Here is a 23,093-nt window from a genome sequence, read left to right on the forward strand (position 1 = left end):
TGTCAGGAGCCTGTTAGAAGCCAGCCGCCGATGAGAACAGCTTCGGCGGCAAGAACACCGGCGAACACGGTCTGCCGGGCGGCATGGAAGGCGGCAAAGCCGCATACTGCGGCGGCCACACGCAGCCAGGCGGAGGTCTCGGCCAGCGCTCCGCTCGGGAAAAGGATCAGCTTCGAGATCACGCCCGCCACCAGAGCCGTCGCGATGGAGCGCACGAAGATCAGGATTTCGCTGTCCTCGCGCAGGTTTCCCGCCGCCAGAACGCCGAGCCAGCGCCAGATATCCGTCGCCAGCCATCCGGCGAAGATGATCATCACATAGGGCCACCACGCTGTCACGCCCTGCATGAAGGCTGTATCTGCCGCCATCATCCGGCCCCCCACCCTGCCCGGCGGGCGATCCGCACGGCAAGATAGGCCGTGGTACCGCCGGCCGCGCCGGTGATCAGCAGATCCGGCCCCGGCACAAGCCAATAGACCAGCGGCCCCAGCACGAGGCCGAGGATCATCGCCAGCTTGTCGGTGGGCAGGCGCCCCGCCGTCCACAGCGAGCAGAGGAAATAGACCGGTGTCAGCAGGAACAGCGCTCCGGCCACCATCGGCGGCATGGCGTCGATCAGCACATAGGAAACACCGGTAACCACCGTCACCGTGCCGGTGAGGAAACAGGCAAAGCCGAGGAAGAACGGCAGCCGCCCGGATCTTGGCAGATCCGGCAGGTTGCGCATGGCAAAGACCCAGGCGGTGATGGCAACGAAATGCGAGGCAAAGAGCAGCAGCCAGGTTGGCGCTTTCTTCTCCGCCCGCAACACCGGCATCAGCGCGACGGCCATGGGCATCAGGCGCACGGAGGCCAGCGCCACGGCAATGGCCGCCGGGATGAGCCCCATCCCGGAGGCAATCGCCCCGGTCAGCACCACGATGCTGGGCAGCGCCCAGACGAGGCCGGCCATCATCAGCGTCTGCGGCAGCGTCAGCCCGCTTTCCCGCGCCAGCCCCGCATAGCCGACGAAGGCAGCCGCCAGAATGAAGCCCGGAATGGAAATGGCGGCCCGGGCGCCCCTGAAAGCCCAGAGCCGCGCCGGAAGAACCGCCTCAGTCTCCGGTGCAGGGGCTGCCCCTGTTCCCGTTCCGGGAGGCGGCATGTCTGATTGCGTCATGATCCGTGATCCGTCCGGATGGACCCCGGCCGGAGCCAAGCACCCCAGACCACGGCAGCCCACCCGCTTGCAGAACATTGGCACACACGGAAGCGGTGTGCGGCAGGTGGCCTATTGGTAGCACCGCCAAGCCGCACGAGCCAAGGCCGGGAACGGGGAAAAGGGTTCTGTTCAGGGGACATTGAAGATGCGGCAGGCATTCTCAGCCGGGTTCGTCCTTCGGCAGGGCATAGCGGAGAACGCGCAACTCATCGTCACTTTCAAGAGAGACTTCCAGCACCTGGTTGATGAGATCCGGATTGGTCGTCAGTTCTTCCAGTGCCAACTCGAAAAGTTCAATCTGCATCCCGAGATCCATACCTGGCGGGCCGTTGAGGCAGATCAGCCCGGCGTGGATGGCAACAGCAGCATATTGCCCCTTCGTTCCGGGCGCCTCTTTCGGCCCCCGGAAATCAACCGAGTTCTTTGTGACGAAAGTCCAGTCGCCGTCGATAATGATAGGCTTCAATTCCCAGTCCTTGCGCCCAGAAAGACCCAGCCAGACAATATGACTTGCATCGGAATGCCCTTTGCCGCGCGCGATTTTCGCAAGTTCCGGGCTCAGGCATTCATCGACAAGCAGCTTCATCCCGCCTGCCTGCGGGGCATGCGGCGGTCGGTAACAATGGTGGCGCCCTCCGGCAGGGCACCGGACATGCGCGGGCGGCCCCGCAGCGGGTTGGCCTGGGCATAGATTGCGGCGAGGCGGACTTTTTCAGCATCAAGGCTGGGCCAGGCTTCGAGAACGCGTTCCATCGTCTGTCCTGCCTTGACTGATGCTGCAACATCATGGACGGGAACACGGGTACCACGGATGACCGGCGTGCCGCCGAGGATCTCCTGCGAGACCGTGACATTCTCCCGGGCTGCCACCAAATCCTCGAGCCGCTCACCGGTGGCCTTGATGAAAGGCAGAAGATCAATCGTCAGGAAGCCGTCGCGCATGGTCCAGTCCTCCTCCAGCAGCGCAGGCCAGCCTTCCTCCCGTAAGCGCTCCAGACGATGGCCTGCAGCCTTGATTGTGAGCAGCCGCTCCTCGGAAGTGAGCCTGCCCGCGCTCTCGAAATAGAAGGAAATCAGAAAGCAGGCAGCTTCAAAAACACGCCGTCCGTTTTCAAGCGAAACAGAGCCTTCCGGCAGTATGTGCTCATCAATGACACGGTTCACATCGCGCAGGCTGACACGCGCCACCACCGCAGCCTCACTCGCCCTGAGCATTCCGGCAACCGCAGGCATGTGACCCTCACGAAATATTCCGACCCACCGGAATATATATCCGGATATACCGAAATACAAGCTGAGGCTCGGCGAAAGCCGACCCAATCAGACACCCATGGCTCAGAGCAAAACCGCAAAATCCCGACGGCTTGTGGCTGCTCTCGGCCTATACTCACAAATATGGCTTTCACATCGGCCCGGGCTTTTGGTGTCCAGACAAGCCTAGCCGCCATGGCGCTTGCTCAGAGCCAGTTCCTCGCGAGCCTCGGCAAGCATGCCGTCGAAGTCCATGTCAGAGGCGCTGCCGCTGGCCTTGCCCTCCTGCCAAAGGCTTTTCAGGTGCTCGATATCGCCGCGCCGCTGTGCCCATTTGGCGGACCAGTCGCGCAGGGCCTCGCGGATGACCTCACTGCCGCTGGCATAGGCGCCGCTGGCAACAGCTTCGCGCAGCAGGTCGGCCTGCTGCGGCGTCATGGAAACGCTGATTTTTTCGACATTGGCCATGAAGCATCTCGCCGTTGGATTGGTGGTAAAGATTACCACCGCACATGGCAGGCTTCAAGTTTCCACACATGAGGGATGGCAAGACTCCCGACCTTGAAGGATAGCGCCTCGCAAAGGCTCACAGCCGCAAGAAGATGCCGGTTCCCGGGGAGCTGGCCCGTCCGGGAACCGGAAGACTGCAAGCCATCAGCCGGTCAGCATTCCGGCAAGTTGACGGCGATGCCGCCCTGGGATGTTTCCTTGTACCTGTCGTTCATGTCCCGGCCGGTATCGCGCATCACGCGGATGCAATTGTCCAGCGGCAGGAAATGCGTGCCGTCGCCGCGCAAGGCAAGGCTTGCGGCTGAGACGGCCTTGATCGCGCCGAGGGCATTGCGCTCGATACAGGGAACCTGCACGAGGCCTGCGGCAGGATCGCAGGTCATGCCGAGGTGATGCTCCAGCGCAATCTCCGCCGCATTCTCGATCTGCGCATTTGTGCCCCCCAGAACCGCACAAAGGCCCGCCGCCGCCATGGCCGAAGCCGATCCGACTTCTCCCTGGCAGCCGACCTCGGCGCCCGAGATCGAGGCATTGTGCTTGATCAGGCCGCCGATGGCGGCTGCCACCAGCAGATAATCCCGGATCTTCTGCTGGTCCGCCCCGACGCAGTGGTCGATATAGTAGCGCCCCACCGCAGGCACGACGCCGGCCGCACCATTCGTGGGCGAGGTCACAACCCGGCCACCGGCCGCATTCTCCTCGTTGACGGCCATGGCATAGACGCTGAGCCAGTCATTTGCCTGATGGGGCTGGCTGAGGTTCTGCCCGCGCTCCCCTTCCAGCTGCCGGTGGATCGAACGGGCTCTGCGGCGCACCTTGAGGCCGCCCGGAAGGATGCCCTCCTGCGTCAGCCCGCGGGTGATGCAGCCGTTCATGGCGGCCCAGATCACGTCGAGCTTCTCGTCCAGCTGCGCGCCAAGCCGAGTCTCCTCGTTGGCGCGCTTCATCTGGGCGATCGTCTTGCCGGAAGCAGCGCCCATCTCCAGCATCTGTGCCGCCGTCTCGAATGGGAATGGCACGGCAGCACCGTCCTGGACGGGCGCTTGCCCCGCCTGGGCCGCCTCCAGCTCGGCGCTGGTGACGACGAAGCCGCCGCCAATCGAGTAATAGGTCTGCTCGTGGCAAACCTCCCCCTCAGCATCAAAGGCCTTCAGGATCATGCCGTTCGGATGGCCCGGCAGTGCCGGGCCATAGTCGAAGACGAGGTCACGGTCCGGCTCGAAGACCAGGCTGCCAAGCCCCTCGGAGCTGACACGGCCAGTGCGGCGCACCTCAGCCTCAATCCCGTCGGCGCTGTTGGGGTCCATCGTGTCCGGACGCAGCCCGCACAGGCCCAGGATCACCGCACGGTCCGTCGCATGCCCCTTGCCGGTGAAGGCCAGGCTGCCATGCAGGCTTGCATAAAGCCGGTGCGGCCGGGCCGTGCCGGAGATCTTCCCGGCCCCGCCGCGCAGGTCGTCGAGGAAGCGCGCAGCGGCAGCCATCGGGCCCATCGTATGCGAGGACGACGGGCCCATGCCGATCTTGAAGATGTCAAAGACCGAGAGGAACATTCATGCCCCGTAGATTGGAAAGCGGTCGCACATTGCCTTGACTTCGGCACGGATGGAAGCTTCGAGAGCCGCGTCCCCCTCCGGATTTTCACCCAGAGCGCGCAGGACACGCAGGATCATCTGCCCGATCTGCCGGAACTCGGCCTCGCCAAAGCCGCGCGTGGTGCCGGCCGAGCTGCCGAGACGGATGCCCGAGGTCACGAAAGGCTTTTCCGGATCAAACGGAATGGCGTTCTTGTTGCAGGTCAGGCCCGCCCGCTCCAGGGCGATTTCTGCCGCCTTGCCGGTGACGCCGAGCGGGCGCAGATCGCACAGGACCATGTGGCAGTCCGTTCCGCCCGAGACGATGCCGACACCACCCTCAATGAGCGCATCAGAAAGCGCGCGTGCATTGGCGATGACCGCCTTCGCATAGTCCTTGAACGAGGGCTGCAGCGCCTCGCCGAAGGCAACGGCCTTGGCCGCGATCACATGCATCAGCGGGCCGCCCTGATTGCCGGGGAATACGGCGGAGTTGAACTTCTTCGCCAGATCGTCGTCATTGGTCAGAATGACGCCGCCGCGCGGGCCGCGCAGGGTCTTGTGCGTGGTCGACGTGGTCACATGCGCATGCGGCACCGGGTTCGGGTACTCGCCCGCAGCAATCAGACCTGCGTAATGGGCCATATCCACCATCAGATAGGCGCCAATCTCATCCGCAATGGCGCGGAAGGCGGCGAAATCCATGTGGCGCGGATAGGCAGAGGCGCCCGCCACGATCAGCTTCGGCCGCTCGGCCAGCGCCTTATCACGGACCTTGGCCATGTCGATGAGATGCGTGTCTTCTTCAACCTCGTAGGAGACGACGTTGAACCACTTGCCCGACATGGTGACCGGCGAACCGTGGGTCAGGTGCCCGCCATGAGCCAGCGACAGGCCCATGATCTTGTCCCCCGGCTGCAGCAGCGCAAGGAAAACGGCCTGGTTGGCCTGAGCGCCGGAATGCGGCTGCACGTTGACATGTCCGGCCCCGAACAGCTGCTTCAGGCGGTCGCGGGCGATATCCTCGACCTCGTCCACGAATTCGCAGCCGCCGTAGTAGCGCTTGCCGGGATACCCTTCGGCGTATTTGTTCGTCAGAACAGACCCCTGAGCCACCAGAACGTCAGGCGAAACAATGTTCTCCGAGGCGATCAGCTCGATCTGATCCTGCTGGCGCACCAGTTCGCGGGAAATGGCACCGGCGATGGCCTTGTCCGAAATCGCCTGGATATTGGTGTCGAACATGCGAAATCCTTTCTAGAGAGCGTGATGGCCCGCGGCCGGCAGGCCGCAGAAGCACATGTCAATGTGGTACGGCTCAGAGGCCGGCCTTGAGCTCGGCCGAGACCTTCGCCAGGATCGCCCGGACATGGGGCAGGAAGCTGCGCCACACGTCCATGCGGAAACTGTCCGGCCCGTCGCGCCACAGGATCACGGTCGCGCTGTCGAACAGCGTGCGCACAGCGCGGCCGGCCGGCAGCGCATCCACGTCACGCGGACAGGCCGCCGTCAGTGCGGTCAGCGCCTGCGGCCCGGACAGGCGCAGCGTGATCTCGCGGTCGCTGATCTCGACGAGGCTGTGCGGGATCCGGGCATAGGCCTCAGCTCCTGCGGCAATCAGGGCCTGGCGCCCGGCTTCGGGCACAAGGATCACCCATTCGTCAGGGCCGGTGCACAGAACCTCGGTTCCCCCGGCACCGGACTTGTGGCTGACACGGTCCGGCAGCTCCAGCCCGAGGGCCGCAGCAAGAGCCGCGCGGTTCTCCTGCTTGACCCGCAGGGAGAACCGGGGAGACGAGCCCAGCTCTTCCAGCAGGAAAGGTCCGTTGGTGAAGTCATGGCGTTGTATGGTCATGTCGCGCTCCTCAGGCCTTCAGCCGTTCGCCTTCAGGGTCGTAGAAGTCCGTCGAAGTGATCGTAGCGCGCACCGTGCCATGCGGCATCGGAATATGCACCGTCTCACCCATACGGCCATGCCCGCCCGCAATCAGTGCCATTGCAATGGGCCGCCCGAGCGCAACCGAGTCGTAGGATGAGGTGACGTGCCCCACCATCGTCATCGGCAGCTTCTGGTTCGGATCCAGCACGATCTGCGCGCCCTCTTCCAGTCTGGAGCGGTCCTCGGTCAGAAGACCGACCAGCTGCTTGCGGTTCGGCGCGACGATGTCGGGACGGGCGAGCGAGCGCTTGCCGACAAAGTCCTTCTTGGCCTTGCCAACGGCCCAGTCGAGGCCCGCATCCTGTGGCGTGACCGTTCCATCCGTGTCCTGCCCCACAATGATGTAGCCCTTCTCGGCACGCAGGACGTGCATCGTCTCCGTGCCGTAGGGGCAAATGCCGTAAGGCTGCCCGGCCTCGAAGATCGCCTTCCAGAGCGCCAGCCCGTGGCGGGCGGGAACGTTGACTTCAAACCCAAGTTCGCCGGTGAAGCTGACGCGGAAAAGACGCGCCGGGAAGCCTGCGACGGTGCATTCGGCCACCGACATATGCGGGAAAGCCGCGTCGGACATGTCCAGCCCCTTGACCAGCGGCTCAAGCACCTTGCGGGCATTCGGGCCGTTGACCGCAACGGTTGCCCATTGCTCGGTCGTGGAGGTCAGCCAGACGTTCAGGTCCGGCCACTCGGTCTGAAGGTAGTCCTCCATCATGTTCAGGACACGGGCGGCACCGCCCGTGGTGGTGGTGACGTGGAACAGATCATTCGAAAGCCGCCCGATCACGCCGTCGTCCCGGATGAAGCCATCCTCGCCCAGCAGCAGGCCATAGCGGCAGCGGCCCGGCTGCAGCTTGGTCCAGGGGTTGGTGTACATGCGGTTCATGAACTCCACCGCATCGGGGCCAGCGACCTCGATCTTGCCGAGGGTCGAGGCATCGAACATGCCGGCGGAGGCCCGTGTCTCGCGGCATTCGCGTGCGACGGCGGCGTGCATGTCTTCGCCCGCTTTCGGGAAGTACCAGGCCCTGCGCCACAGCGAGACCGGTTCGAACACCGCGCCTTTCGCCTCGGCCCAGGGATCGATGGGCGTCTTGCGGGTCAGCTCGAAGGTGTCACCCTTGTGATAGCCCGCAAAGGCACCGAAGCTCGTCGGCGTATAGGGCGGACGGAAGGTGGTCAGCCCCACCTCGGGCGGCGCCTTGCCCAGCGCATCGGCGGCAATCATCAGGCCGTTGATGTTCGACATCTTGCCCTGATCGGTTGCCATGCCGTTCGTGGTGTAACGCTTTACATGCTCGATCGAGCGCATGCCCTCCCGGACGGCCAGACGGATGTCCTTGGCCGTCACGTCGTTCTGGTAGTCGACGAAAGCCTTGGCCTTGCCCGCACTGCGGTCGGTCGGAAGCTCGGTCTGGCTGGAGCCTGTTCCAGGACGGTCGCCCTCGACCCTTGCCGCCAGCGGCTGGCCGGTCCGGCCCAGCGCCTCTGCCACGGCAAGCCCGGCGCGCGCGCCGTCTTCCAGCACCGGGCCGTAGCCCCAGAGCCCGCGTCCCGCACCTGCGATCTGGCAGGCTTCGGTCTTGTGGCCCGGCAGGAAGGTGCGGCTCTCCTTGTCCCAGCTCAGCGAGCCTTTGGTGTGGGAGAAGAGATGCAGCGAGGGCGTCCAGCCGCCTGAAATCAGCAGAGCATCACAGGCAATCTTGCGGCCAGCTCCGGCCTTGCCATTGTGGACCGGGTTCACGCGCACGCCGCTGACGCGCAGGCGGCCATAGGTGGCGGTGGCGGTGTGGCCGGTCAGCACCTCAATGCCACGGCGGCGGGCGGCCTCGACAAGGTCGGGACGGATCTGGTCACGCGTGTCGGCAATGGCGGCAATCCGGCAGCCTGCCTCCGCCAGATCGAAGGCGGCATACCAGGCGCTGTCGTGGCTGGTCACCACGGCGGCGCAATCACCCACCTTCACGCCATAGCGGTTCAGGTAGGTCTGTGCAGCGCCTGCCAGCATGACGCCCGGGCAGTCGTTTCCGTCAAAGACCAGCGGCTTTTCCAGCGCGCCCTGCGCCAGCACGACCTGACGGGCGCGAACCCGCCACATCCGCTCGCGGGGAGCCCCTTGCGGAGGCTGGTCCAGATGATCGGTCAGCCGCTCGGCCAGACCAACCATGTTCTGATGATAGTAGCCGATGGCCGTTGTCCGCGTCATCAGCGTGACACCCGCCGCACGCAGCTGCGAAAGCTGCTCGGAGAGCCAGGACCAGGCGCTCAGCCCTTCGATCTGCACGGCAGGATCCGACAGCAGAGAGCCGCCCATTTCCGGGTTCTCGTCCACCAGCACGACCTTGGCGCCGGACTTCGCGGCGGTCAGCGCTGCCGCGATACCGGCCGCACCGCCACCGACAACAAGCACATCCGTATGCAGATAGCGCGAGGCATAATTGTCCGGATCCGGCTCGGACGGCGATTTGCCGAGGCCGGCGGCCGCGCGGATGAAGGGCTCGTAGACCTTGTCCCAGAAGCTGCGCGGCCACATGAAGGTCTTGTAGTAGAAGCCCGCGGAAAAGAGCATGTAGGCGCGGTCGTTCACCGCCCCGATGTCGAACTTCAGCGACGGCCACTTGTTCTGGCTTTCCGCCACCAGCCCTTGGCGCAGTTCCTGCACGGTGGCGCGGGTGTTCGGCTCGAACCGGCCAGGACCGCGCGAGGTGCCGATCAGGGCGTTCGGCTCTTCGGAACCGGCGCTCACCGGTCCGCGAGGCCGGTGATACTTGAAGGAACGGCCCATCAGATGCACGCCATTGGCCAGCAGCGCCGACGCAACCGTATCACCGCGAAGACCTTCATAACGGCGGCCGTCAAACGTGAAGCTGACAGGCTCGGCAGGATCTGTCCGGCCCAGGCCGGGGACGCGATAGCGGCTCATTCCACGCCCTCCAGTTCGGTCTCTGCCGGACGCTCTTCGCCGGCCTTGTAGGTCTTCAGGAACCTGTCGCTAACCGTGTCGCGGCAGGCGTTGAAAAAGCGGCCGCAGCCATGGACATGGCGCCAGCGTTCAAAGTGCTTGCCGCGCGCATTCGTGCGGATGAAGAGGAAATCACGCCATTCCTCGTCCGAGAGGGCCGAGGGGTCTGCCGGGCGCGCGATATGGGCCTCTCCCGCATAGGCAAACTCGAGCTCGGGCAGGGTTTCGTCGCAATAGGGACAATGGATCAGAAGCATCGGAAACCTCTCAGTGCGCGACGGCGGCGGCAGCGGCCTCGTCGATCAGACGGCCGGTGGTGAAGCGTTCCAGGGTGAAGGGTGCATTGACCGGATGCGGCTCATCCTTGGCCACGGTCCAGGCCAGCGTGTGGGCAGCGCCCGGCGTCGCCTTGAAGCCACCGGTGCCCCATCCGCAGTTCACATAGAGCCCCTTGACCGGCGTCTTGCCGAGGATGGCGCTGCGGTCGGGCGTGACGTCCACGATGCCGCCCCACTTGCGCAGCATCCGCATCCTGTTGAAGATCGGGAAGACCTCGCAGATTGCCGCCACCGTGTGCTCGATCAACGGCAGGCCGCCGCGCTGGCTGTAGCTGGTGTACTGGTCGGTGCCCGAACCGATCACCAGCTCGCCCTTGTCGGACTGGCTGATATAGGCGTGGACCGTGTTCGACATGACAACGCACGGGAAAATGGGCTTGACCGGTTCGCTGACCAGAGCCTGCAGCGGGTAGCTTTCCAGCGGCATCCGCACACCGGCGCTGTCCATGACGACACTGGTGTGACCGGCGGCCGAAATGGCGACCTTTTTCGCCTTGATGAAACCCTTGGCAGTTTCCACCCCGATGACGCTGCCATCCGGCCCGCGGCGGATCGCGGTCACCGGGCAGTTCTGGATGATATCCACCCCGCGCGCTGCCGCCGCCCGCGCATAGCCCCATGCCACCGCATCGTGCCGCGCAGTGCCCGCCCGCATCTGCAGCGCCGCACCCATGACCGGATAGCGCGCGTCCGGGCTGATGTTCAGTGGCGGACAGAAGGCCTTGGCTTCGGCCGCCGTCAGCCAGCGGTTGTCCACCCCGTTGAGCCGGTTGGCGTGAATGTGGCGCTGGAAGGACTGCACGTCATGAACATTGTGCGCCAGCATCATCACGCCGCGCTTGGAATACATGACGTTGTAATTGAGTTCCTGGCTGAGGTTCTCCCACAGGTCCAGGGCATGATCGTAAAGCCGGGCGCTTTCGTCATAGAGATAGTTGGAGCGGATGATGGTCGTGTTGCGTCCGGTGTTGCCGCCGCCCAGCCACCCCTTGTCGATCACCGCGACATTGGTGATGCCGTGTTCCTTGGCAAGGTAATAGGCCGCGCCCAGACCGTGCCCGCCTGCCCCGACGATGATGACGTCATACTCGGCCTTGGGCTGGCTGTCCGGCCATTGTTCGCGCCAGTTCTTGTGGCCTGTCAAAGCGTTCTCGAGCAGGGACAAGGCAGAGAAACGTTGCATGGCGGGATCCTCTTAATCGCAGCTGAGTGTCACATTATGGTCTTGGATCGCACCTTGAATGTAGATTTGCGCCAGGTGTCATGTAGGATCGCGTCATGACAGCTGCCCGCACCATCCCCCCTGCCCGCCTGCGTGTTGCCTTCCTGCTGGCCGACCAGTTCACCCTGTCGGCCTTTGCCAATTTCGTGGATGTCCTGCGGCTGGCGGCGGATGATGCGGACAAGTCACGGCCGATCTTGTGCGACTGGACCGTGCTGGCCGACCGGATGGATCCGATCCGGTCCAGCTGCGGCGTCCGGGTGCAGCCGGACACGCCGCTACGCCGGGCGGCGGCCTTCGATTACCTGGTGGTGGTCGGAGGGCTGATCAGCGACCGGGCAGCCTTTGGCCCGCAGGCGCTCGCCTTCATCGCGGAAACGGCGGCGCAGGGCGTGCCGCTGGTCGGGCTTTGCACCGGCGTGTTCACGCTGCAGGCTGCGGGTCTGCTGCAGGGCTACCGGTGCTGCGTCAGTTGGTTCCACCATCAGGACTTCATCGACCGTTTCGACAATGAAACACCGATCTCGGATCAGATCTTCGTGGTGGACAGGGACCGGCTGACCTGCTCGGGGGGGCACGGCGCGGCGCATCTGGCGGCGTTTCTGGTCCAGCGCCACGTCGGGCAGTCTGCCGCCACGAAAAGCCTCAACATCATGATGATCGAGGATGCGCTCAGCGGCCAGCGCGCCCAGCCCGGCCAGATGCTGGCAAGGCAGGCAAGGGACGAGCTGGTCAAGCGTGCCGTCTTGAAGATGCAGCAGAATATCGAGCAGACGCTGAGCATCGACCAGATCGCAGCTGCGCTCGGGACGGCCCGCCGCACGCTGGAGCGCCGGTTTCAGGCCGATCTGGGCCAGTCGCCCCGGCGCATCTATCTGGAAATCCGGCTGGACCGCGCCTCGGCCCGGCTGCGCCGGACCGAACAGTCAGTGACAGAAATTGCGCTCGCCTGCGGCTTCTGCGACGCGCCGCATCTGGCGCGTGCACTGAAGACTGAGCGCGGGCTCACACCCGGTGAGATCCGCAGCGGCAGGCTGGCAGACGCCGGCCCTACGCCTCAAGAGTAACGGTGCCGCGCGGGTTCGAGCAGCAGGCAAGGATGTAGCCTTCCTCGATCTCGTCGTCGCTGATCCCGCCATTGTGGACCATGTGCACTTCGCCCGACAGCTTGCGGATGCGGCAGCTGCCGCACACGCCCATGCTGCAGCCGAAGGGAATGGCCACACCGGCCGCGCGCGCCGCGTGCAGCACAGTGTCCATGGAACTGCAGTCGTGGGTGACGCCGGACTCCTCGAAGACCAGCTTTGCCGTCTCAACCGGCGTATCGGCGCTCGTGCCGGTCTCGACCACGGGAAGTTCACCAGCCTCAGGCGCGCCGAAGCTCTCCTGATGGTAATGCGCCATGTCGAAGCCAAGGCCTGCCAGCGCCTCGCTGACCGCCTGCATGAAGCCGTCCGGCCCGCAGCAGAACACCTCCCGCTCAAGGTAGTCAGGCGCCATCAGGCCAAGCATCAGCTGGTTGAAGCGCCCCTGGTAGCCGGTCCAGGGCTGATAGATGTCGCTCTCCCTCACCACCCATTTCAGGTCCAGGCCCTCGATCCGGGAGGCCATGTGCTCAAGCCGGCGCTTGAAGATGATCTCGGACGGGCGCCTTGCGCAGTTGACGAAGACGATGTCGCAGTGCCGGCCAAGATCATAGATCTCGGTCGTCATCGACATCATCGGCGTGATGCCCGAGCCCGCCGAGATGAAGAGATACTTCTTCGCCGGGAAATGGGTGGACGTGAAGCGTCCGGCCGGCCCCCTGACCTTCAGTCTTGTCCCGGGCCGCACATTGTCCATGATCCAGCGTGTGCCGACACTGCCCGGCTGTGCCTTGATCGTGATCGTCAGCGACTTGGGCCGCGTCGGCGCGGATGAGATCGTGTAAGTCCGGTAGATCGGGCCACCCGGGACCGGCAGTTCCAGCGTGAGGAACTGGCCGGCCAGAAATTCGAAGGGGCGGCCCGACGGAGCCTGAAAGCAGACCGTCACGACATCAGGGGCTTCCGGCAGGATCGAGACGCACTCCAGAGGTTCGTCATCGGTCCATTTTGCCGTCACGGTCTGCTGGGCATCAATCATGTCAATCTCACTCCGCCGCGACTGCAAGGCCCGGCTGACGGGCCTTGAGGCGGTCCAGGTACCAGTTCACGAACTGGATAACACCGTCCTCGTGCAGGGTCGAATAGGGACCCGGTTCGTAAGCGGGCGAGCAAATGCCCTGCTGATTATGCTCGACGACGCGGCGGTCCTCGTCGTTCGTGTGCTCCCAGACCGTGGTCAGGTTCTTCAGGTCGTAATCGACGCCTTCAACCGCATCCTTGTTGACGAGCCAGGTCGTCTGGACCTCGGTTTCCATCGGGCTGATCGGGGTCACGCGGAAGGTGATCGAGTGATCGGTCAGGAAGTGGTTCCAGGTCGTCGGATAGTGGAACAGCAGCAGCGTGCCTGCATCCAGGAACGGAACCCGGCCAAGCCGCTTCTGCACCGCGATCTTGCCGTTGATCGTGTAGCTTTCCGCCCCATCAAGCAGCGGCATCCGCGCCACCCGGAACTGCCCGTCCGGCGCAATCTTGAAGCGCGAAGGGGCACCGGCGCCTTCCATGCGGTTGAAGTGATTCTCAACCTTTTCGGGGAAGGTGCCATCCGGGCTCACGCCGGTGATCGAGGGGTCTTCCGGGTAGGTCCGGCAAAGGTCGGGGTGGTTGCCCGCGCAGTGATAGCACTCGCGGTTGTTCTCCCAGACCAGTTTCCAGTTGCCGTTCTCGATGATCGTGGACTGGAACGCGACCTTGGCATCGCTCAGATCGTGAACGCCAAGATAAGGCGTCACGGTGCTGGCAAATTCATCGAAATCGGGCGCATTGGCCGCAAGGCAGATATAGACCAGCCCCGACACGACGCGGCAATGAACAGGCTTCAGGCTGTGCTGGGAGGGGTCGAACTCCTCGCCCATGTCACGCGCCCAGACCAGCTTTCCATCGAGGCCATAGGTCCACTGATGATAGGGACAGGTCAGCTTGGCCAAACGTCCCTTCGACGACGTGCAGATGACCGAACCGCGGTGCCGGCAGGAATTGTGGAATGCCCTGATCTCCCCCTGGTTGTCGCGCAGCACGACAACATCATAGGCGCCGATCCGCAGCCGCTGGAAGCTGCCTGCCCTGTCCAGCAAGCAGGCCGGAAAGGCAAAGAGCCAATCGCGGTAGAAAATCGTCTCCATGTCCTCGGCAAACACCTCGGCCGAAGTGTAGAAGGCCTGCGGCAGGCCATAGCCGGGCTTGTGCTGGGCGATCAGATCGGAAAGGGGCTGGGAATGTCCTGGCATGATGGCATCCTGAAAAGCCGGCAGGTTGATCATTTGCGGCGAAGCCAGTCCGGCGGCTTCTTGGCAAGAGGATTAAATCTCAACTGGAGTTAGCCCTGTTAAGGGCTTTCCGCATCGTCACAACAGCGACCGTTCCTGTGCCGGATGCGACATCATTCCCAGGCCCTGCAACCTTCCCCGATCCGGCTGTCCTGCCTGCCCTGAGGCTGCGGTCCGGCACCTGCATTTCAAGCACGCCCCGTCCGGAGCACACGCGTCTCAAACCAGAGACCAGTCACCGCATCAGGGCACTGGAGAAGGACGCGAATCCCCCGCATTTCCTCAGTTTCCGGCAGGGTCCGCCGCAGCAGACCCTGAACAGCGCAAGCCCGATGAAGCCGCTTTCAGGGGGGCAAGAGCAGCATCATTGGCCTTGCGCCCGCAGGCGTAAGGTCAATGACTTTTGCACAGCGCTCCTCCGCTCAGCTTCTCGGCTTGAGGTTCTCCGGGTCATAGAGGGGCGCGTAGCCGATGCCGGCAACTTCGACTGGGTAGAGCTCGTCGAAATAGCTGACCTGCAGCTTGCGGCCCAGCTGGCAGTAGTCCCAGGGCAGATAGGCCAGCGCGATGTTCTTGCCGACGGTCGGGCCATAGGCAATCGAGGTCGTGTAGGAGCGGCGGCCGAGCGCATCGACCAGCACCTTGCCCGTGTCCGGATCCATCACCGGCAGGGTGCCGACGGGATAGCGGGCGGTGCCTGTGCTGTCGGTGTTTTCGGTCATCACCAGCGTGCAGAGCATTGCCGGCTGATGTTCGCGGGCACGGTATTCGACGTGCTTTGCCTTGCCGACGAAATCCGGCTCCTTGACCTTGGGACGGGCAAGGTCGGCCTCGAAGAGGTTGTATTGCGTCAGAAGGTCGGCGTTCTGCAGGCGCAGCGACTTTTCCAGCCGGCGCGAGTTGGCATAGGTTTCGACGCCGACGGCCATCACCCCTGCCCCGCGCAGCGCATCCCAGACGGCCAGACCGTCGGAATAGCGCATGTGCAGTTCCCAGCCCTGCTCGCCTACATAGGAGATGCGGAAAGCCATGACCTTGCAGCCCGCGATCTCGATCTGCCGGATGGCCGCGAAGGGGAAGTTCGCCACATCCAGCGCATCAGGATCGGCGACGACCTTCTTGAGGTTCTCGCGTGCGTTGGGGCCCCAGATGCCGATGGTGGTGTAATCTTCGGTCACATCCGTGATGGTGACGTCGAAGCCCTTGTCCTGCGCAACGCGGCGCATGTACATCTGATCGCGCGGCCCCGCATCGGCGCCGTTCACCAGACGGCAGCGGTCCTCCATGCGGAAGACGGTGAAGTCGGCGCGGACCATGCCTTCCTCGTCCAGCATGTGGGTGTAGATGCCCTTGCCGATATTGGCATCACCGCCGATCCTGGCCGCGCAAAGCCATTCCATCAGCGCCACATGGTCCGGGCCCGAAATGTCGGTCATGTGGAAATGCGACAGGTTGATGATGCCGCAATCGGCGCTCATCTCCAGCTGCTCGGCGTTGGACACGCGCCAGAAATGGCGGCTGTCCCATTCGTTCTCGCGCTGCGGAACCTGATCTGCATATTTCTCGAGAAGATGCTCGTTGGCCGCGTAGCCATGAGCACGTTCCCAGCCGCCCAGCTCCATGAAATAGCCGCCCAGCTCCTTCTCGCGCTCGTGGAACGGCGAACGGCGGATGCCACGGGCATTGGCGAAGGGCTCACGCGGATGAACCGGCGGGTTGTAGATCTTGGCCGCGGTTTCCTCACAGCGGCCCCAGATGAAGTCCTCGGTCAGCTGGAAGTCGCTGAAACGCGCATAGTCGATGCGGTTGTGATCGATATCCGTGCGGCCCTTGGTCATCCAGTCCGCGATCAGCTTGCCCATGCCCGGGCCGTCCTTGACCCAGATCGCGACGGCGTACCACAGGCCCCGCAGCTTGCGGCTTTCGCCCATGGAAGGCCCGCCGTCGGTCGTCGTCTGAAGCAGGCCGTTGAAGGAATGGCTTTCGTTGAAGCCCAGCTCGGCCAGGATCGGCGTCAGTTCCATCGCCCGCTCAAGCGGCTCGATCACATCTTCCAGCACCAGATCGCGCTGCGAGGGCGACAGCCGCGCTTCGTGCTTTTCAAGAAGATCGCGCGGATGAACCATTCGCACGTCCTTTTCATAATAGTAGCCCCACTCGATCTGGCCGCCTTCGGTGGTGTTGGGATCACCGGTGTCGCGCAGATAGGCCGAATTGCCCTGATCGCGCAGCAGCGGACGGCCGATCTCAAGACCGGTGCCGGCAAATTCATTGTAGGGGCCGAAGAAGGTCAGCGGGTGATCGACCGGCATCACCGGCAGATCCTCGCCCGCCAATCCGGCAATCAGGCGGCCCCAGAGGCCGGCACAGACGACGACATAGTCGGCCATGATCGTGCCGCGTGACGTGCGCACGCCGGTGACGCGGCCGTCCTCGTGCAGAAGCTCGAGCGCCGGGGTGTTGGCGAAGATCTTCAGCTTGCCCGCCGCCTCGGCCATGTCCACGAGCTTGGCAGCAACCGTCTGCGAACGCGGCACGACAAGACCGGCATCAGGGTCCCACAGCGCGCCCTGAATCTGGTCTTCTTCCAGAAGCGGGAACTTCTCCTTGGCTTCCGCCGCCGAAATCATGGTCACGTTGGTGCCGAAGGCGCGGCCGGAATCCACCTTGCGCTTCAGTTCGGCCATGCGGGCATCATCGCCCACCCGCGCGACTTCAAGCCCGCCGATGCGCTGGTAGTTGCCGAGCTTCTCGTAGAAGTCCATGGAATACATGGTGGTCCAGCAGGACAGGAAGTCATGGCTGGTCGCATAGCAGAAGTCGGAGGCATGGGCGGTCGAACCGATGTCCGTCGGGATGCCCGACTTGTCGATCCCCACGATGTCATCCCACCCGTTTTCGATCAGGTGATGGGCGACAGAGGCACCGACAATGCCCCCAAGACCGACAATGACAACGCGGGCACGGGACGGAAACGTGGACATGTTCTTGTATCCTCAAAGGCTGCGGCCATACGGCGGGGCCGCGGGTCATGGGTCTAGGTCATGGTCCCGCCGCCCAAGGCGGCAGGAAAGTCGTCGTGTCAGTTGAACGCAGGAAGGCCTGCGCGGCGGCAGGCGGCAATCAGCGTGTTGTGCATCAGCGTCATGATGGTCATCGGCCCCACCCCGCCCGGTACAGGCGTGATCGCCCGTGCGCGCAGACTGGCACCGGCAAAATCGACGTCTCCAACCAGATGGTTCTTGCCGTTCAGGGGCACGCGGCTGGTGCCGACATCGATCACCGTTGCGCCCGGTTTGATCCATTCTCCGCGGATCATCCCGGCTGAACCGACGGCGGCCACAACGATATCTGCCCGGCCAACCTTGCCGACCAGATCAACGGTCCGGGAATGCGCCAGCGTGACGGTGCAGTTTGCAGCCAGCAGCAGTTGCGCCATCGGCTTGCCGACGAGGATCGAGCGGCCGACAACGATCGCGTCCAGCCCGGCGAGATCCCCGAGGCTTTCCTTCAGCAGCATCAGGCAGCCGAGCGGCGTGCAGGACACCAGCCCCGGCAGACCCGAGGCAAGATAACCAGCGTTTACGGGGTGCAGACCGTCCACGTCCTTGGCCGGATCAATCGCCTCAATCACGGCGAGGCTATCAAGGCCCTGCGGCAGGGGCAGCTGCACGAGAATGCCATCGACAGTATCGTCACCGTTCAGTTGTTCCACGAGCGCAAGAAGACCAGCCTGCGACACCGTTTCAGGCAGCACATGCTCGAAGCTCTCCATCCCCAGCTTGCGGGCCATGCGCCCCTTGCTGCGGACATAGACCTCGCTGGCGGGATCCGTGCCGACGAGCACCACGGCAAGGCCGGGCCTGCGGCCGGTATGCCGGGCGAAGTCTTGCACCTGCTGCGCGATGCGCGCACCAAGCGCATCGGCATGAGCCCGGCCGTCGATGATCGCAGCCCTCGCAGGCTGGTGTTCGGCAGCAGTCATGGTGCTCACAGGGCGCGCTCCAGCTCGGGCAGGACGTCGAAAATGTCACCGACAATGCCGTAATCGGCAACCTGGAAGATCGGCGCCTCGGCATCGGTGTTGATGGCGACGATGATACGGCTGTCCTTCATGCCCGCAAGATGCTGGATAGCACCGGAAATGCCGCAGGCAATGTAGAGATCCGGCGCGACGACCTTGCCGGTCTGACCGACCTGGAAGTCGTTCGCAGCGTAACCTGCATCCACCGCAGCGCGGCTAGCTCCCACAGCGGCGCCCAGCTTGTCGGCCAGCGGATTGATGACCTGCTCGAACCGCTCTTTGGAGCCAAGCGCACGGCCGCCCGACACAACAATCCTGGCCGAGGAGAGATCGGGACGGTCGCTGACCGACAGAAGATTCTCGCGGAAGACGGACAGGTCCGGTGCGGCAGGCATGTCGACGGGAACCACCGGAACGGGAACAGTGCCGAAGGCGGCCGGTGCGAAGCTGGCTGTGCGGATGGTCAGCACGCGGACCGGTCCCGGCGCCTGTACGACCTCGATGGCATTGCCGGCATAGACCGGGCGCTTGAAGGTGTCAGGCGCAAGGATGGCGGTCACGTCGGAGACCTGCATCACATCGAGAAGCGCGGCGGCACGGGGCAGCACGTTCTTGCCGCTGCTGGTCGCGGGCGCAAGAATGGTGTCATAGCCGCTCGCCAGCGAGAGGATCAGCGCGGCCGTTGGTTCCGCCAGCCGCTCGGCGAGCGCGCCGCTTTCCGCCAGAAGGACGCGGCGGACGCCTGCAAGGGCTGCAGCAGACTGCGCTGCGGGCCCGGCGTTCTGGCCCGCGATCAGAATGTCCACCTCGCCGCCGATCTGCAGCGCCGCACTCAGGGCACGGGCGCTGTGTTCGGACAAGGAGGCATTGTCGTGGTCGGCAAAGAGAAGAATGGCCATGTCGTTGTCTCCCGGGGTCAGATGACGGCGGCTTCGGTTTTCAGCTTGTCGAGAAGCTCGGCGACGGTGGCGACCTTGATGCCGGTGGCGCGGGTGCCCGGCTCTTCGACGCGCAGGACACGAAGACGCGGGGCAATGTCCACACCCAGTTCTTCGGGCGTCTGCTGGACAAGCGGCTTTTTCTTGGCCTTCATGATGTTGGGAAGGCTGGCATAGCGCGGCTCATTGAGACGCAGGTCAGCGGTGACGACGGCGGGCAGCGTCACCTCGATCTGCTGAAGGCCGCTGTCGATCTCACGCGTGACGATGGCCTTGCCGTCCGCCAGTTCGATCTTCGAGGCAAAGGTGGCCTGGCTCCAGCCCAGCAGTGCCGACAGCATCTGGCCGGTCTGGTTGCAGTCATCATCGATGGCCTGCTTGCCCAGAATCACGAGCCCCGCCGCCTCAGCCTGCGCCACCTTCTGCAAGATCTTTGCGACAGCCAGAGGCTCGACGCGGCCCTCGGCAAGGATCAGGATTGCCCGGTCGGCGCCCATGGCAAGGGCGGTGCGCAGCACCTCCTGTGCCTGCGCCGGGCCGACCGATACGGCGACAATCTCCGACGCCTGCCCGGCTTCCTTCATGCGGATGGCCTGCTCGACCGCAATCTCGTCGAAGGGGTTCATCGACATCTTCACATTGGCCAGATCCACGCCCGTACCATCGGGTTTGACGCGGATCTTGACGTTGTGATCAACCACCCGCTTCACCGGGACAAGGATCTTCATGGCGCTTCCCTTCTGTCAGCCACCTAAAGGAGTGGCATGTCCGATTGCGGCCCCTGCCGCCGCTCCGCCCGCCCGGTTGTGACAGGGGCAAGAGATGGCAGCAGGCGCTTCTGCTTATGCCCGACTTTGCCGGATCGATGCTCTGCGCAACAGGACATTTGCGTCATCAAAGGATTAGAGCTACGACATGAGTGCGACACTTTGAACCACAGGCCCCATCATGAGCCTTGCCCCCACCCAGCCGAGCCCCCCGCCGCCACGGCCCGCCCCGCATCCGGTGCGCCGCCAGCAGGGCAACACGCGCCTGTCCGTCGGTTTCATCCTTGCTCGGCGTTTCACGCTCTGCGCCTTTGCCAATTTCGTTGACGTCCTGCGCCTTGCCGCGGACGAAGGCGACCGCAGCCGGCCGATCCTGTGTAACTGGACAGTGCTGTCGGACACGATGGAGCCGGTCACCTCAAGCTGCGGAATCAGTGTCCAGCCCAAGGAGCGTCTGGGTGACCCGGCCCGCTTCGATTACATCGTCGTCATTGGCGGACTGATGGAGGATGAAGCGGTGCTGCCGCCGGGCTATCACCGCTTCCTGCACGAGGCGGCTGCGGCGGGCGTGCCGCTGGCCGGCGTCTGCACCGGGGCCTTCCTCCTGCACCAGGCAGGACTGTTGAATGGCTACCGCTGCTGCGTCAGCTGGTTTCACCATGCCGACTTCCTCGAGCAATTCGAAGGGCTTAACCCCGTCACGGACCAAATCTTCGTCGTCGACCGCGACCGGCTGACCTGCTCCGGCGGGGTCAGTTCCGCCCATCTGGCGGCCTATCTGGTCGACAAGCATGTCGGCCGCGCCCAGGCCAGCAAGAGCCTGCACATCATGATCATCGACGAGGCGCTTCAGGCGGACAAACCGCAGCCCGGGATCACGATGGACTTCAAGACCCGCGACCCGATGGTGCTGCGCGCCCTTCTGATGATGCAGCAGAACATCGAGCAGCCCTTCACCGTGGCCGAGATCGCCAGCCGGATCGGTCATAGCAAGCGGCAGCTTGAACGGCACTTTCAGGCTGCGCTCGGCACGTCGCCGCAGTCAGCCTTTCTGGACATGCGCCTGTCTCTTGCCCATCACCTGATCGTCACCGGCGAGCGGCCCATCTCCCAGATCGCGCTGGAGTGCGGCTTCTGCGACAGTTCGCATCTGAGCCGGATGTTCCGCCGCCGCTACGGGCAGACCCCGCAGGGCTTGCGGCAGGCCCGGAGCTGACAAAAAAGCGCCCGCAGCATGTGCGGGCGCTTTCTCTTGCGATCCAGAAGTTCAGCGCGGCTCGCTGGCCAGGCCCTTCCAGATTGCGACGCACATCAGCAGCAGCAGCACCGTGAAGGGCAAGCCGGTCGAGATGACCATCGACTGCAGAGAAGACAGGCCTCCCGCAGACATCAGGAGCACGATCGCGACGATCCCCTCGAACACGCACCAGAACACGCGCTGCGGGACCGGGGCATCCACCTTGCCGCCTGCGGCGATGGTATCGATCACCAGCGAGCCCGAGTCCGATGACGTCACGAAGAAGACGATCACCAGCACGATCCCGATGAATGAGGTGATCTGGGCCAGCGGCAGTCCGTCTAGCATCGTGAACAGCTGCAGCGGCAGAGCAGAGTCGCGAACGGCGCCATAGCCGTCACGGACCAGCTGGCTGATCGCCGTGCCGCCAAAGATCGACATCCAGATCACGCAAACGAGTGACGGGATCAACAGGACACTGATCAGGAACTCACGCACGGTGCGGCCGCGCGAGACACGGGCAATGAACATGCCGACAAAGGGTGACCAGCTGATCCACCAGGCCCAGTAGAACGAGGTCCAGCCCTGCATGAAGTTCACATCATCGCGCCCAACCGGGTTCGACAAGGCAGGCAGATACTGAAGATAGGCCAGAAGAAAATCGCCCATATCCGTCATCAGCAGCAGCGTCGGCCCGGCGAACAGAACGAACATCAAAAGCCCGAAGGCCAGAACCATGTTCAATTCGGACAGGCGCTTCACCCCGGCTTCGAGCCCCCGGATCACCGAATAGAGCGCGATTGCCGTGATCCCGATGATCAGAATGACCTGAGATGTCTCATTGACCGGCATCCCGAACAGCTTGTTGAAGCCGGCGTTGGCTTGAACGGCACCCAGGCCGAGCGAGGTCGCCAGCCCGAACAAGGTCGCAAAGACTGCAAGAATATCGATGACGTGCCCGGGCCAGCCCCAGACACGCTCGCCGAAGATCGGATAAAAGGCAGAGCGGATCGTCAGCGGCAGACCCTTGTTGTAGCTGAACAGCGCCAGGCTGAGCCCCACCACCGCATAGATCGCCCAGGGGTGCAGCGCCCAGTGGAAGATTGTGGCAGCCATGCCCAGCCGGATCGCCTCCTGCTCGCTCGCCGCAGCGCCAAGGGGGGACCAGTCCGTGCGGACCCCGTCAGCGCCCGCCTGTATGCCGCCTGCCGCCGAACCGAAGTGACTGAGCGGTTCGCTGACGCCATAGAACATCAGACCGATGCCCATGCCGGCGGCAAAAAGCATCGAGAACCAGCTCAGATAGCCAAAATCAGGCACTGCGGCCGCCCCGCCAAGCCGGATCTTCCCAAAAGGGCTGACCACCAGCACGAGGCAAAGGATGACGAAAACATCCGCCGCCCCGATGAAGAACCAGTCGAAGCCCTTCGTTACACTGGAAAAAACAGCCGAGAAAACATCCCCTGCGAGCGACGGCAGCGCCAGAGTGAAAACGACGAAGGCTATGACGCAAAGGGCGGAGATCAGAAAGACGGGATTGTGAACACTGTAGCCCAACGGCCCCAGCCGCCCGTCTATATTGTCCTGACCGACCTCGTAGCCGGTCTGTATTGCACTTTCGGGCGGATGATTTCTAATCCGCTCTCCGGCGTGTTCGCCGTTCTTTGTCACATTGGTCAAGCTTCCATCCTCCTAAAGTTGGCACAGTGCCTGCCTGAAGGGGAGTC

The 23,093-nt window shown here is 63.9% G+C and carries 20 protein-coding genes; 2 read left to right on the plus strand and 18 right to left on the minus strand.

Going from position 1 to position 23,093, the window contains the following annotated elements:
• Nucleotides 1–2 precede the first annotated feature (2 nt).
• The 11 genes from ACVNHC_RS06290 to ACVNHC_RS06340 form a co-directional block, all read right to left on the minus strand.
• A complete protein-coding gene (locus tag ACVNHC_RS06290; RefSeq protein ID WP_094462920.1) occupies nt 3–371 on the minus strand; it encodes an AzlD domain-containing protein in 369 nt (122 codons plus the stop codon).
• Complete coding sequence (locus tag ACVNHC_RS06295; RefSeq protein WP_457166750.1) at nt 368–1,159, minus strand: AzlC family ABC transporter permease; 792 nt, start codon at nt 1,157–1,159, stop codon at nt 368–370. The genes ACVNHC_RS06290 and ACVNHC_RS06295 overlap by 4 nt, the downstream gene beginning before the upstream one ends.
• Before the next feature lie 202 nt (nt 1,160–1,361).
• Nucleotides 1,362–1,787 carry a DUF5615 family PIN-like protein gene (locus tag ACVNHC_RS06300; RefSeq protein ID WP_058900118.1) on the minus strand — a complete coding sequence of 142 codons (426 nt, stop codon included), beginning with the start codon at nt 1,785–1,787 and terminating at the stop codon, nt 1,362–1,364.
• On the minus strand, nt 1,784–2,434 hold the full coding sequence (locus tag ACVNHC_RS06305; RefSeq protein WP_457166751.1) for a DUF433 domain-containing protein: 651 nt from the start codon (nt 2,432–2,434) through the stop codon (nt 1,784–1,786). Before ACVNHC_RS06305 ends, ACVNHC_RS06300 begins: the two co-directional genes overlap by 4 nt.
• Nucleotides 2,435–2,638: 204 nt before the next feature.
• On the minus strand, nt 2,639–2,920 hold the full coding sequence (locus ACVNHC_RS06310; RefSeq protein ID WP_050471823.1) for a type II toxin-antitoxin system ParD family antitoxin: 282 nt from the start codon (nt 2,918–2,920) through the stop codon (nt 2,639–2,641).
• A gap of 194 nt (nt 2,921–3,114) precedes the next feature.
• Entirely contained in the window at nt 3,115–4,515 is a 1,401-nt protein-coding gene (locus tag ACVNHC_RS06315) for an L-serine ammonia-lyase (RefSeq protein ID WP_457166752.1), read from the minus strand.
• Nucleotides 4,516–5,781, minus strand: a complete 1,266-nt coding sequence (gene glyA / locus ACVNHC_RS06320) for a serine hydroxymethyltransferase (RefSeq protein WP_457166753.1) — start codon at nt 5,779–5,781, stop codon at nt 4,516–4,518.
• A 73-nt stretch (nt 5,782–5,854) separates the two neighbouring features.
• Nucleotides 5,855–6,391, minus strand: coding sequence for a sarcosine oxidase subunit gamma (locus ACVNHC_RS06325; protein WP_122519865.1), 537 nt, complete (start codon nt 6,389–6,391; stop codon nt 5,855–5,857).
• Nucleotides 6,392–6,401: 10 nt separating this feature from the next.
• Nucleotides 6,402–9,392, minus strand: a complete 2,991-nt coding sequence (locus tag ACVNHC_RS06330; RefSeq protein ID WP_457166754.1) for a sarcosine oxidase subunit alpha — start codon at nt 9,390–9,392, stop codon at nt 6,402–6,404.
• Nucleotides 9,389–9,688, minus strand: coding sequence for a sarcosine oxidase subunit delta (locus ACVNHC_RS06335; RefSeq protein ID WP_123194057.1), 300 nt, complete (start codon nt 9,686–9,688; stop codon nt 9,389–9,391). The genes ACVNHC_RS06330 and ACVNHC_RS06335 overlap by 4 nt, the downstream gene beginning before the upstream one ends.
• 10 nt (nt 9,689–9,698) lie before the next feature.
• Nucleotides 9,699–10,952, minus strand: coding sequence for a sarcosine oxidase subunit beta family protein (locus ACVNHC_RS06340; RefSeq protein ID WP_457166755.1), 1,254 nt, complete (start codon nt 10,950–10,952; stop codon nt 9,699–9,701).
• 95 nt (nt 10,953–11,047) lie between these two features.
• Between ACVNHC_RS06340 and ACVNHC_RS06345 the strand changes: the two genes are divergently transcribed.
• Nucleotides 11,048–12,058 carry a GlxA family transcriptional regulator gene (locus tag ACVNHC_RS06345; protein WP_457166756.1) on the plus strand — a complete coding sequence of 337 codons (1,011 nt, stop codon included), beginning with the start codon at nt 11,048–11,050 and terminating at the stop codon, nt 12,056–12,058.
• Here the strand turns inward: ACVNHC_RS06345 and ACVNHC_RS06350 are convergent.
• From ACVNHC_RS06350 to ACVNHC_RS06375, 6 genes are all read right to left on the minus strand, one after another.
• Nucleotides 12,042–13,115 carry a hybrid-cluster NAD(P)-dependent oxidoreductase gene (locus tag ACVNHC_RS06350; protein ID WP_058900125.1) on the minus strand — a complete coding sequence of 358 codons (1,074 nt, stop codon included), beginning with the start codon at nt 13,113–13,115 and terminating at the stop codon, nt 12,042–12,044. The genes ACVNHC_RS06345 and ACVNHC_RS06350 overlap by 17 nt on opposite strands.
• Before the next feature lie 7 nt (nt 13,116–13,122).
• A complete protein-coding gene (locus tag ACVNHC_RS06355) occupies nt 13,123–14,361 on the minus strand; it encodes an aromatic ring-hydroxylating oxygenase subunit alpha (protein ID WP_058900864.1) in 1,239 nt (412 codons plus the stop codon).
• Between the two features lie 461 nt (nt 14,362–14,822).
• A complete protein-coding gene (locus tag ACVNHC_RS06360; protein WP_457166757.1) occupies nt 14,823–17,384 on the minus strand; it encodes a GcvT family protein in 2,562 nt (853 codons plus the stop codon).
• A 98-nt stretch (nt 17,385–17,482) separates the two neighbouring features.
• Nucleotides 17,483–18,385 carry a bifunctional methylenetetrahydrofolate dehydrogenase/methenyltetrahydrofolate cyclohydrolase FolD gene (gene folD, locus ACVNHC_RS06365; RefSeq protein ID WP_457166919.1) on the minus strand — a complete coding sequence of 301 codons (903 nt, stop codon included), beginning with the start codon at nt 18,383–18,385 and terminating at the stop codon, nt 17,483–17,485.
• 5 nt (nt 18,386–18,390) lie between these two features.
• On the minus strand, nt 18,391–19,323 hold the full coding sequence (locus tag ACVNHC_RS06370) for an electron transfer flavoprotein subunit alpha/FixB family protein (protein WP_457166758.1): 933 nt from the start codon (nt 19,321–19,323) through the stop codon (nt 18,391–18,393).
• Nucleotides 19,324–19,340: 17 nt separating this feature from the next.
• Complete coding sequence (locus tag ACVNHC_RS06375) at nt 19,341–20,090, minus strand: electron transfer flavoprotein subunit beta/FixA family protein (protein WP_457166759.1); 750 nt, start codon at nt 20,088–20,090, stop codon at nt 19,341–19,343.
• A 220-nt stretch (nt 20,091–20,310) separates the two neighbouring features.
• Here ACVNHC_RS06375 and ACVNHC_RS06380 point away from each other — a divergent pair, with 220 nt between their 5' ends.
• Nucleotides 20,311–21,345 carry a GlxA family transcriptional regulator gene (locus ACVNHC_RS06380; protein ID WP_058900129.1) on the plus strand — a complete coding sequence of 345 codons (1,035 nt, stop codon included), beginning with the start codon at nt 20,311–20,313 and terminating at the stop codon, nt 21,343–21,345.
• 51 nt (nt 21,346–21,396) lie between these two features.
• Here ACVNHC_RS06380 and ACVNHC_RS06385 read toward each other — a convergent pair whose 3' ends face one another.
• Nucleotides 21,397–22,932, minus strand: coding sequence for a BCCT family transporter (locus ACVNHC_RS06385; RefSeq protein WP_244284763.1), 1,536 nt, complete (start codon nt 22,930–22,932; stop codon nt 21,397–21,399).
• Between the last annotated feature and the right edge of the window lie 161 nt (nt 22,933–23,093).

The organism is Pannonibacter sp. Q-1, assembly GCF_054073275.1.

Bases quoted from the DNA above. Each gene is read 5' to 3' on its own strand.
- ACVNHC_RS06290 (WP_094462920.1), bottom strand. From the start codon at position 371: ATGATGGCGGCAGATACAGCCTTCATGCAGGGCGTGACAGCGTGGTGG.
- ACVNHC_RS06295 (WP_457166750.1), bottom strand. From the start codon at position 1,159: ATGACGCAATCAGACATGCCGCCTCCCGGAACGGGAACAGGGGCAGCC.
- ACVNHC_RS06300 (WP_058900118.1), bottom strand. From the start codon at position 1,787: ATGAAGCTGCTTGTCGATGAATGCCTGAGCCCGGAACTTGCGAAAATC.
- ACVNHC_RS06305 (WP_457166751.1), bottom strand. From the start codon at position 2,434: ATGCCTGCGGTTGCCGGAATGCTCAGGGCGAGTGAGGCTGCGGTGGTG.
- ACVNHC_RS06310 (WP_050471823.1), bottom strand. From the start codon at position 2,920: ATGGCCAATGTCGAAAAAATCAGCGTTTCCATGACGCCGCAGCAGGCC.
- ACVNHC_RS06315 (WP_457166752.1), bottom strand. From the start codon at position 4,515: ATGTTCCTCTCGGTCTTTGACATCTTCAAGATCGGCATGGGCCCGTCG.
- glyA (WP_457166753.1), bottom strand. From the start codon at position 5,781: ATGTTCGACACCAATATCCAGGCGATTTCGGACAAGGCCATCGCCGGT.
- ACVNHC_RS06325 (WP_122519865.1), bottom strand. From the start codon at position 6,391: ATGACCATACAACGCCATGACTTCACCAACGGACCTTTCCTGCTGGAA.
- ACVNHC_RS06330 (WP_457166754.1), bottom strand. From the start codon at position 9,392: ATGAGCCGCTATCGCGTCCCCGGCCTGGGCCGGACAGATCCTGCCGAG.
- ACVNHC_RS06335 (WP_123194057.1), bottom strand. From the start codon at position 9,688: ATGCTTCTGATCCATTGTCCCTATTGCGACGAAACCCTGCCCGAGCTC.
- ACVNHC_RS06340 (WP_457166755.1), bottom strand. From the start codon at position 10,952: ATGCAACGTTTCTCTGCCTTGTCCCTGCTCGAGAACGCTTTGACAGGC.
- ACVNHC_RS06345 (WP_457166756.1), top strand. From the start codon at position 11,048: ATGACAGCTGCCCGCACCATCCCCCCTGCCCGCCTGCGTGTTGCCTTC.
- ACVNHC_RS06350 (WP_058900125.1), bottom strand. From the start codon at position 13,115: ATGATTGATGCCCAGCAGACCGTGACGGCAAAATGGACCGATGACGAA.
- ACVNHC_RS06355 (WP_058900864.1), bottom strand. From the start codon at position 14,361: ATGCCAGGACATTCCCAGCCCCTTTCCGATCTGATCGCCCAGCACAAG.
- ACVNHC_RS06360 (WP_457166757.1), bottom strand. From the start codon at position 17,384: ATGTCCACGTTTCCGTCCCGTGCCCGCGTTGTCATTGTCGGTCTTGGG.
- folD (WP_457166919.1), bottom strand. From the start codon at position 18,385: ATGACTGCTGCCGAACACCAGCCTGCGAGGGCTGCGATCATCGACGGC.
- ACVNHC_RS06370 (WP_457166758.1), bottom strand. From the start codon at position 19,323: ATGGCCATTCTTCTCTTTGCCGACCACGACAATGCCTCCTTGTCCGAA.
- ACVNHC_RS06375 (WP_457166759.1), bottom strand. From the start codon at position 20,090: ATGAAGATCCTTGTCCCGGTGAAGCGGGTGGTTGATCACAACGTCAAG.
- ACVNHC_RS06380 (WP_058900129.1), top strand. From the start codon at position 20,311: ATGAGCCTTGCCCCCACCCAGCCGAGCCCCCCGCCGCCACGGCCCGCC.